General features: G+C 64.2%; 7 protein-coding genes. 3 read left to right on the plus strand and 4 right to left on the minus strand.

The genetic code is table 11. The features are described 5' to 3' along the window. Positions 1–3 precede the first annotated feature (3 nt). From urtC to urtA, 3 genes are all read right to left on the minus strand, one after another. Positions 4–1,173, minus strand: coding sequence for an urea ABC transporter permease subunit UrtC (gene urtC / locus U5A67_RS19090; RefSeq protein WP_321815704.1), 1,170 nt, complete (start codon positions 1,171–1,173; stop codon positions 4–6). 75 nt (positions 1,174–1,248) lie between these two features. Beyond that, the gene (gene urtB, locus U5A67_RS19095) at positions 1,249–2,166 is read right to left on the minus strand and encodes an urea ABC transporter permease subunit UrtB (RefSeq protein WP_321815705.1); all 918 of its coding nucleotides are present in this window, start codon (positions 2,164–2,166) and stop codon (positions 1,249–1,251) included. Positions 2,167–2,221: 55 nt separating this feature from the next. Continuing rightward, the gene (gene urtA / locus U5A67_RS19100; RefSeq protein WP_321815706.1) at positions 2,222–3,496 is read right to left on the minus strand and encodes an urea ABC transporter substrate-binding protein; all 1,275 of its coding nucleotides are present in this window, start codon (positions 3,494–3,496) and stop codon (positions 2,222–2,224) included. A gap of 183 nt (positions 3,497–3,679) precedes the next feature. Here urtA and U5A67_RS19105 point away from each other — a divergent pair, with 183 nt between their 5' ends. The 3 genes from U5A67_RS19105 (at position 3,680) to U5A67_RS19115 (ending at position 8,636) form a co-directional block, all read left to right on the plus strand. After that, complete coding sequence (locus tag U5A67_RS19105) at positions 3,680–7,096, plus strand: ATP-binding protein (protein WP_321815707.1); 3,417 nt, start codon at positions 3,680–3,682, stop codon at positions 7,094–7,096. After that, positions 7,059–8,066, plus strand: coding sequence for a response regulator (locus U5A67_RS19110; protein WP_415767873.1), 1,008 nt, complete (start codon positions 7,059–7,061; stop codon positions 8,064–8,066). The genes U5A67_RS19105 and U5A67_RS19110 overlap by 38 nt, the downstream gene beginning before the upstream one ends. A gap of 108 nt (positions 8,067–8,174) precedes the next feature. Continuing rightward, entirely contained in the window at positions 8,175–8,636 is a 462-nt protein-coding gene (locus tag U5A67_RS19115; RefSeq protein WP_321815708.1) for a phage integrase family protein, read from the plus strand. A gap of 135 nt (positions 8,637–8,771) precedes the next feature. Here the strand turns inward: U5A67_RS19115 and U5A67_RS19120 are convergent, their stop codons facing one another. After that, entirely contained in the window at positions 8,772–9,026 is a 255-nt protein-coding gene (locus U5A67_RS19120; RefSeq protein ID WP_321815709.1) for a hypothetical protein, read from the minus strand. Positions 9,027–9,399: the final 373 nt, after the last annotated feature.

Genomic DNA, 9,399 nt, shown 5'->3' on the forward strand with positions numbered 1-9,399 from the left:
GTTTCACGCCTCCTTGTTCGCCGCGCCGAGCAGGCGCCGCACACGCGGGCGCACATGCTCGTCGTAGAGACCCGCCAGCCCGTTCGGAAACACCATCACCACGCCGATGAACATCGCCGCCATCAGATAGAGCCAGAGATTGGGGAAGCTCTCGGAAAACCAGCTTTTGCCGAGATTGACGAGAATCGCGCCATACACCGCGCCAACCAGCGACATGCGCCCGCCGATGGCCGCATAGATCACCATTTCGATCGACGGCACAATGCCGACGAACGACGGCGACATGAAGCCCACCTGCAAGGTGAACATCGCGCCGCCAATGGCCGCCAGCAGCGCCGCGAGGCAGAACGCGAACACCTTGAACATGGCGACGTCGTAGCCGGAGAAGCGCACGCGGTCTTCCTTGTCGCGCATCGCCAGCAGCAGCGTGCCGAGCTTGCTGCGCTGGACCCAACGGCAGGCAAGCAGCGCGCCGATCAGCAGCACGACGTTCACGAAATACAGCACGAGCTTCGCGTGATCGGATTGAATGTCCCAGCCGAGCAGCGTGCGCAGATCGGTAATGCCGTTCACGCCACCCGTATAGCCCTGCTGGCCGATGATCAGCACCGAGAGAATCAGCGCGACCGCCTGCGTAATGATTGCGAAGTACACGCCGCCCACGCGCCGCTTGAACATGGCGTAGCCGATCACGAAAGCAAGCGCCGTAGGCACGACGAGCACCGCAAGGATCGAGAACGGTAAATAGTGAAACGGCTTCCACCACGCCGGCAGTGCGGTGAGCTGGTTCCAGTCCATGAAATCGGGAATGCCCGGCGTGGTCTGCGTGCGCGTGGCGGCCGGACTGGATGCTTCGAGCTTGAGAAACATCGCCATTGCGTAGCCGCCGAGGCCGAAGAACACGCCCTGCCCGAGACTGAGCACGCCGCCATAGCCCCACGCGATCACAAGGCCGATCGCCACGAACGCATAGGTCAGGTACTTGCCCATCAGGTTCAGGCGGAACGTGTCGAGCGCGAGCGGAAACACGACCACGATCAGCAGCGCGAGCAGCACGATGCCCGCGTAGCCGGAGGCGTCGAGCCGCGCCACACGCGCGCGCCATCCGGCTGGCGGCGCGCCGCGGCCGGAGCGCGGGGAAACGCCGGCGGCCGTGGGTTGGATGGGTTCCATGTCCATCTCTCCATACGAATGAAGCTGTGAATGAGGCTTGTGCGGCGTTTGCGCCGTGTGCAATAACGCGCGCGCTTAAACGCGCCGCACCTTCGAGGCGAACAGGCCTTGCGGGCGCAGCATGAGAATCACCACGACGGTCAACAGCGTGAGCACGCGCGCAATCGAACCCGAGAGAAAGAACTCGCTGATCGACTGCATCTGCGCGATGCCGAACGCCGAAGCCACCGTGCCGAGCAGACTCGCCGCGCCGCCGAACGTGACCACCAGAAACGAATCGACGATGTAGAGCGAGCCGCTCGTCGGTCCGGTCGAGCCGATGGCCGTAAACGCCGCGCCCGCCACGCCTGCGATGCCGCAGCCAATCGCAAAAGTCATGCGGTCGGTGCGTCGCGTGTTGATGCCCGCGGCGTTCGCCATCGGCCGGTTCGCAACCGTGGCGCGCACGCGCAAACCCCAGCGCGAGCGATAAAGCGCGAGCAGCAGGCCGCCGGTCATCAGCAGCGCGAGGCCCATCACGAACATGCCGCTCACGGGAATATCGAGGCCCGGCTTCGGCTCCCAGGAACCCATCAGCCAGTCGGGCAGCGCCGGGCTCACTTCCTTCGGGCCAAAGGTCGAGCGGAACACCTGCTGCATGCCGAGGCTCAGGCCCCAGGTGGCGAGCAGCGTGTCGAGCGGCCGCTTGTAGAGATGACGGATCAACGCCCATTCGGCGAGCCAGCCCGCGGCGAAGGACAGCGCGAACGCCGCCAGAATCGCGAAGAAGAAGTACACGGGCGTGAATGCGTGCCAGACGTTCTGCGAGAACCACGAGAACATGTAGACCGTATAGGCGCCGATCGTCATGAACTCGCCGTGCGCCATATTGATCACGCCCATCTGGCCGAAGATCACGGCGAGCCCGAGCCCCATCAGGAGCAGGACGCTGAAGAGGCTCAGACCGGCGAAGCCCTGCATCAGCGTGATGTTGAAAATATCGGTAGCGGACATCGAACGCTCCTCGCGCGGCGGCGTCATGCGTCGCCGCGCCGCTGCGGTTGACGGATTACATGTAGCCCTTGGGGAACGGATTCGGCTGGATCGGCTGCGCCGACTGCGCGACAACCTTGAACTGGCCGTCCGCCTGCCCTTCGCCGATCAGCGAGCGGCTCCACAGGTGATGGTTCGGATCGACCTTCGCGAAGCCTTGCGGCGCGTTCGCCACCTCGATACCGGCCGAATGCGCGACCACCTTGTCCACGTCGAAACTGCCCGCGCGCTCGCACGCGGCCTTCCAGATCCACGGACCGAGATACGCGGCCTGGGTCACATCGCCGATCACCGACTTCTGCCCGTAGCGCGCCTTGAAGGCCGCAACGAACTTCTTGTTGTTGTCGTTATCGAGCGACTGGAAGTACTTCATCGACGAATAGAAGCCCGCGAAGTTGTCGCCGCCGATGCCGAGCACTTCGTCCTCCGTGACCGACAGCGTCAGCAGGAATTGCTTCTGCGGCGTGATGCCCGCGGCCTTGAGCTGCTTGTAGAACGCCACGTTCGAGCCGCCCACCACGGTCGCGAAAATACAGTCGGGGCGCGCGAGCTTGATCTTGTTCATCAGCGAGGCGAATTCCGTCGTGCCGAGCGGGTAATACTCCTCGCCCACCACTTTCGCGTGCAGATGCTGTTCGATATGGCGGCGCGCGATCTTGTTAGAAGTGCGCGGCCAGATGTAGTCGGAACCGATCAGGAAGAAGGTTTTGGCCTTCTTCGTGTTCGAGGCCCAGTCGAGCGCCCAGAGAATCTGCTGGGTCGCCTCCTGGCCCGTGTAGAACACATTCTTCGACTGTTCGAGCCCTTCGTAGAAGGTCGGGTAGTAAAGCAGGCCGTTGTCCTTCTCGAACACCGGCAGCACCGCCTTGCGCGAGGCCGAAGTCCAGCAGCCGAACACCGCTGCGACGTGATCGTTTTCCAGCAGCTTTTTGGACTTCTCCGCGAAAGTCGGCCAGTCGGAGGCGCCGTCTTCCTGAATGATCTGCACCTTGCGGCCCAGCACGCCGCCCATTGCGTTGATCTGCTCGATGGCCAGGCGCTCGGCCTGGATCGAGCCGGTCTCGGAAATCGCCATCGTGCCCGTGGCCGAGTGAAGCTGGCCGACCGTCACCGTGGTGTCCGTCACCGCGAGGCCCGTGGTATTGACCTTCGCCGTGGGCGGCGTCTGCGCAAACGCGCCGCGCGGCAGGCCCAGTGCCATCAGCGGCGCGGCGGCGAGACCGCCGAGCATTTTCCGGCGCAGCAGCGAAGGCATCTGGGCATCGTCATCGAATCGATCGTCTGCGGACATCACGTTCTCCTTATCGGGTGCCCGGTGCGGGTCGCAGCGGGCTGGGTCGAGTGTTGGACGCAATGTAGAAAGCCAAATTGACGATCGGAATACGTCGATTGACGTATTCCCGGCGCATGAACTGGAATGTAATTTGCATCGCATCCCGCTCTTGCCGCCCGCGCACCAACACGGATCATCCTCATGCCCCAGAGCCCCCCGTCAGCGGGCGCGACCAGCACGCAACGCATCGTCAAGGTGCGCCGCGACTACAACGCCTGGGTCGGCGACGAGACCCTGGAGGACTACGCGCTGCGCTTTACGCCGCGCTCGTTTCGGCGCTGGTCGGAATTGCGCGTCGCCAATACGGCGATCGGCGCGGTGTCGTTTCTGGTGCTGGAGGCCATCGGCGGCAGTCTCGTCGTGAACTACGGCTTCACGAACGCGTTCTGGGCCATTGCGGCCGTGTCCGTGCTGATCTGGCTCACAAGCCTGCCGATCAGCTATTACGCCGCGCGCTACGGCGTGGATATGGATCTGCTCACGCGCGGCGCGGGCTTCGGCTATATCGGCTCGACGGTCACTTCGCTGCTGTACGCGGTGTTCACGTTTATTTTTTTCGCGCTCGAAGCGGCCATCATGTCGCTCGCGCTCCAGCTCTATTTCCATCTATCGCTGGCGATCGCCTATGTGGTGAGTTCGCTCGTCGTGATACCGATCGTCATGTTCGGCATCACGCTGATCAACCGCCTGCAAAGCTGGACGCAGCCGCTCTGGCTCGTGCTGCTGGTGCTGCCCTATGCGGCGGTGTTGTGGCATCACCCGGATCTGCTCGCGCAATGGACGACCTTCGCGGGCTTCGCGCCACAAGGCCGCGCATTCAGCCTGATTGCATTCGGACAGGCGTCCACCGTTGTGTTCGCGCTGATCGTGCAAGTGGGCGAACAGGTGGACTATCTGCGCTTCCTGCCGCCGCTCACGGCGAAGAACCGCACGCGCTGGTGGCTGGCGCTGCTCGGGGCGGGACCGGGATGGATCGTGCCGGGCGCGCTGAAGATGCTCGGCGGCGCGTTTCTCGCCTTTGTCGCGCTCCAGTACGAAGTCGATGCGAGCCACGCGGCGCAGCCCACGCAGATGTATCTCGTGGCCTACCATCTGCTGCTCGATCCGTTCGGGCTCGCAGGCTGGGCATTGCCCGCGATGACGTTGTTCGTGATCGTCTCGCAATTGAAGATCAACGTGACGAATGCCTATGCCGGCTCGCTCGCGTGGTCGAATTTTTTCGCGCGCCTCACGCACAGTCATCCCGGGCGCGTGGTCTGGCTCGTCTTCAACGTGATGATCGCGTTGCTGCTGGTGGAAATGGGCGTGTTCGACGCGATCGGCAAGGTGCTGTCGCTCTACGCGAACATCGCGATTGCGTGGGTGGGCGCGCTGTTCGCCGATCTCGTCATCAACAAGCCGCTCGGCTATAGCCCGCGTCATATCGAATTCAAGCGCGCGCATCTCTACGATGTGAATCCCGTGGGCGTGGGCGCGATGCTGATCGCGGCGGCCGTTGCCATGCTCGCGCACAGCGGCCTGTTCGGCGTGCTTGCCAAGGCGATGTCGTCGTTCATTGCCTTTGGCGTGGCGTTCGCGTGCGCGCCCGTGCTCGCCATCGCCACGCGCGGGCGCTACTACATCGCGCGCGAAGCGCAACCGACCGGCGACGCCACCTCGCTGCGCTGCGCGATCTGCGAAAACAGCTTCGAACCCGACGACACCGCTCACTGCCCGGCCTACGGCGGCACCATCTGCTCGCTGTGCTGCTCGCTCGACTCGCGTTGCCACGACCGCTGCAAGCCGCACGCGCGCTTCGTTTCGCAAGCCGACCGCGCGCTCCATCGCGTGTTGCCGGGCGCACGGCTCGGCCCCGGCGCATTGCGCCTGATTCACTACGCGAGCCTAGTGCTGGCGATGCTCGCCGTGCTTTCGAGCGTGCTCTATCTGATCTGGTCGCAAAGCGCGACGTCGATAGCCGCCACCGACGCATCGATCGGCCCTGCACTCGGCAGCAGTTTCCTGAAGATCTTTCTCGCGCTCTCGCTGGTGGGCTGCATCGCGGCGTGGTGGTTCGTGCTGGAGCGCGAAAGCCGGCGCGTCACGCAGGAAGAGTCGCAGCGGCAAAACGAACTGCTGATGCTCGAAATCGACGCGCACCAGAAAACCGATGCCGCGCTCAAGCGCGCGACGGCCGCCGCCGAATCGGCCAATCAGGCCAAGAGCCGCTACGTTTCCGGCTTGAGTCATGAATTGCGCACGCCGCTGAACAGCATTCTCGGCTACGCGCAATTGCTGCTGCAGGCGAAGGAAGAACTCACGCCCACGCGCTACAACGCGGTACGCACGATCCACCGCAGCGGCGAGCATCTGCTGGCGCTCGTCGACGGCCTGCTCGACGTCGCACGCATCGAGGCGGGCAAACTGCAATTGAATATCGCCAAGGTGCCTTTGGCGGATTTCGTCGCGCATGTCACGTCGATGCTGCGGCCGCAGGCGCTGGAAAAAGCGCTCGCCTTCGATGTGCAAACGGTCGGCCGCCTGCCCGCCACGGTGCGCACCGACCAGAAATGCATGGGCCAGATTCTCACCAACCTGATTGGCAACGCGATCCGCTTCACGTCCAGCGGCACGGTGACGCTGCGCGTGAGCCATGTGCTCGACACGCTCAAATTCGAAGTCGCCGATACCGGCCCCGGCATTCCATCGGCGGAAATGGAGCGCCTGTTTCTCCCCTTCGAGCGCGGCGAGGCTGCGCACGCCCACGATCGCGGCGCGGGCCTCGGCCTCACGATCTGCCAGCTGCTGACGCAGGCGCTCGGCGGCAGCCTGGAAGTCGACAGCGAGGTCGGGCGCGGCACGCGCTTCGTGGTGCGCCTGTTCGCGCCCGCGGTCGAAAGCGGCGTCGCTGCGCCCACCGAGCTGGCGGCGATTCGCGGCTATACGGGGCCGCGCCGCGCGATTCTGGTAGTCGACGATTTCGCCGATCACCGCGGCATCGTCGTGGAATTGCTGACACCGCTCGGCTTCGAAGTCGCGCAAGCCGCGAGCGGCACCGACGCGTTGCGCTGGCTCGCCACCCACACGGCGGACGCGATCATCATGGATATTTCCATGCCGCTGCTGGACGGCTACGAAACCAGCCGGCTGATTCGCGAAAACCAGTTGTCGAACGCGCCCATTCTGCTGCTGTCCGCCAACGCATTCGCCGACGATCGCGAGCGCGCGAGCGCCACCGGTTGCGCCGGCTATCTGGTCAAGCCGCTTCAGGTGAGCCTGCTCGTCGACAAACTCGCGCAGTTGCTGGAACTCGACTGGATTGCATCCGAGATCTCGATGCCCGCGCTTCCACGGCCTACCGAACCGCCTGCCGTCTGGCCGAAGGCGGTCGTCGAACGCCTGCGCGCGCATCTCGATGTCGGCTATGTCGAAGGCGTGATCGAACAGCTCGACGCGACGCGCGCGACCTGGCCCGCCCTGCAACAACAGATCGATGTCTTGCGGGAATTGGCGGAACGCTTTCAGCTAAGGGAGCTTGAGCATGAACTCGACCTGCTTGCACGCGCCGACGGCGCGTGACGCATGCAACCCGAGCCGCGCGGACGCGATGCCCGCGTGGGTCGGCCATCGTCCCGTCGTGCTGATCGTCGACGATACGCCCGACAATCTGGCGTTTCTCTCCCATACGCTGCAGGCGAACGGCTACGCGGTGCTGGTCGCGCTTTCGGGCGAAGATGCGCTCAAGCGCCTTGCGCGCGTCACGCCCGACGTCGTGCTGCTCGATGCGATGATGCCGGGCATGGACGGCTTCGACACCTGCAGCAGCCTGAAACAGGACGCGCGCCACGAACATCTGCCTGTGATTTTCATGACGGCGCTGACGGAGAGCGAGCACGTGGTGCGCGCTTTCCGGGTAGGCGGCGTGGACTATGTGACGAAGCCGGTCCGGCCCGAGGAAGTGTGCGCGCGAATCGGCGCCCATGTGCAGCGCTCGCGTTCGCAGCTCTATGCGCAGGCCGCGCTGTCGATCGATGCGCGTGCGGCGTTGGTGGTGGGCGCTGACGGGGCTGTTCATTGGCAAAGTCCGCACGCGGCGCGGCTTGTTGCGGCCTACCCGGACGATGACACGGAGGGCTCGGCGAAGACGGGTGTGTCCGCCTTCCTGCCAGCGCTCCTGCGTGCCTGGTTCGTCGATTGGCTCGCGCGCGGAAGCCCCGTCGATGCCGTGCACGAGATCGTCTCGGGACACGTGCGACGCACGGCGAGCGTGACGCCTGCGCTTCAATCAGGCGAATGGATGATTATCCTCGCCGAAATCGACGACCATGTGCACCGTACCTCGCTTGCGGCCCGCTTTGCGCTGACGGCACGCGAGGCCGAAGTGCTGTTATGGGTGTCGCGAGGAAAAGCCAATCGCGACATCGGCGATATTCTCGGCATGGCGCCGCGAACGGTGAACAAACACCTCGAACATCTGTTCAGCAAGCTTCACGTGGAAACGCGCGCAGCGGCGACGGCGCTGGCGATCAAGGCGCTGGATCGGGCTTGATTTGTGGCGCGGGCTGGTTTGCCTGGACGAGTCGATGATCACGGAATGCGGATATAAACATAACTATAATTATCATAAGGTGTGCTTTTATTGAGTAAACTCGGATGTATGAAAACGCGTCAGACCGCCCTGCCCGCCCCGTCTCGTCCAGACGATCGCGATTCGTCCGGCTTTCCCGATGCAGTCGAACTCGCCGCCCTGCGCGCGTGGTATGCGGGCGTGGCCGCGCGGCCCGCGGTCGAGCGCTACCGGCCCTTCGAACTGGGCGACGGAAAATCGGCGCGCGGCGTGTTCGGGCGAATCAGGCGCCGACTGGTTGCCCTCGCGCCCGTCGCACACCGGGACAATCTGGAGGTCCTCCTCGATCACCCTGCAAACGCATGCACCTGGCACGCGAAAGCGGTCGCCCAGGCGATCGAGGCGCTTCGCAACACACGCCCGCCCGAACCCGAGATCATCGACGATATCGCACAGTGGTTCGCGCCGCGTGCCGTGCGGATCTTGCAGGCTTATGGCATCGCGACGCTTACCGACCTCACCCTCCGCATCCCGCGCCGACGCCAGTGGTGAAAGGTCGTGCCGGGCTTCGGTATGGTGAGCGCCCACGCCATCGAGGCGTTCTTCGCGGCGTGGCCGCGCTCACGGAAAAGGCACGCGCGCCGATCATCGCCCGTTGACGTTCACCCAGAATTGATCCACCGGGGATCAGAATTCGGTGAACGCCAACAAGATGACCAAATCGGTCGAGTTTGCGACTGCCAGAAGCTCGGCGCGTTCCTGGGCAGAGGCCTTGTGGCACGGCTCGTGGTGCCGTGACGAGCGAGCGTCCACCGCGTCAGGTTCGCAGCGCTGCCAGCGCTGAACAGTGCGCGCGCTCAGCCCCTGAGTCCTGCACGCGTGCGCCTGCCGAGCCCCGGCCCGGCTCGCCTCGTTGATGAGGACGATCAATGCGCTCTTCACGGGCCGTCATTCGGCCTCGTCCCCCAAGAGCGCGCGGTACTTTTTTGCAGCATCATTAGCGCTGCAGCTTCGGCCAGCGCTTGCTCCTTGCCTTTGAGCTCCCGCGCGATTGCACATTGGCCTGCTTCAGATCCCGTACTTCCTCGGCGCTCTCTCGTCGGCTACCGGCTGCGCCGCCAGTGCAAAAATCCGCTCGTCACTGCGCGAGATGATGAGCAAACAGGCCGCGCTCCCGACACCAGCCGTTCAATGCCGCGGCTCTCCTGCAAGGCCTGTTTCGTCTTCAACTTCGAACTCTGAATCTTCTCGATAAGAAAGTTCAGAGGCGACAACTACTATGACGCCCGGGGGAGACCGTGGCTATGACTGCGAC

The sequence above is a fragment of the Paraburkholderia sp. J69-1 genome, from assembly GCF_905220255.1.
Classification (GTDB): domain Bacteria; phylum Pseudomonadota; class Gammaproteobacteria; order Burkholderiales; family Burkholderiaceae; genus Paraburkholderia.